The 558-nt window shown below is 38.9% G+C and carries 1 protein-coding gene; it reads left to right on the top strand.

Features of this window, described 5'->3' with window-relative positions; genetic code table 11:
* Positions 1–57 precede the first annotated feature (57 nt).
* On the top strand, positions 58–303 hold the full coding sequence (locus R7Z47_RS26285; protein WP_005459280.1) for a hypothetical protein: 246 nt from the start codon (positions 58–60) through the stop codon (positions 301–303).
* Positions 304–558 lie beyond the last annotated feature (255 nt).

Genomic DNA, 558 nt, shown 5'->3' with positions numbered 1-558 from the left:
GTGTTGCCCCTCTCCTTATTCTTGCCTTGTAAAGACAAGCTAACTAAGGAAGCTTTTATGAGCCACTTCACTATCAAGCTACGCCAAATCTTGCACAAGACACGCGATGAATGGGCAAAATTCGCTATCAGAGAAATGGAAATCCCACCTAACACCATCGCCAAATTTTATGGTTACAAATCGAGTTGTGATCTTGAGCAAATTCTTAAACAGGATAAAAACGACGCCAATTCGGACATTTGCTCGACACCTTGTGCGAGATCTCTCACAAGCGATGTAAGCAAAACGACCATTTTTGACTAAGATAAAATCAAAAAATGTATATAACCAATTGAAAATTAAAACTTATAGTATTTTTCATAATATTCGCTGCCAAAGTTTTTTTACCTAGCTGATTGAGAGTAATCAGCAAAACATCAATACTGATTGTGTCGACAGGATGTTGGCGGGAACAGGAAAAAAGCCTAATGGACTAGGTATCTTCAGGATGAAGATTTGGTAGCTTAGGATGAGTTATCAGCAAGGATGTAGTTAAGCTCTAGGATAGAGTTCGCCCGT

Origin of the sequence: Vibrio sp. 1641 (assembly GCF_033339995.1) — a bacterium.
GTDB classification, from domain to species: domain Bacteria; phylum Pseudomonadota; class Gammaproteobacteria; order Enterobacterales; family Vibrionaceae; genus Vibrio; species Vibrio alginolyticus.
Note: the sequence above shows the minus strand (reverse complement) of the source record. Positions and strands in the feature narration are given on the sequence as shown.

Coding starts and splice junctions, on each gene's coding strand:
- R7Z47_RS26285 (WP_005459280.1), top strand. CDS start 58: ATGAGCCACTTCACTATCAAGCTACGCCAAATCTTGCACAAGACACGC.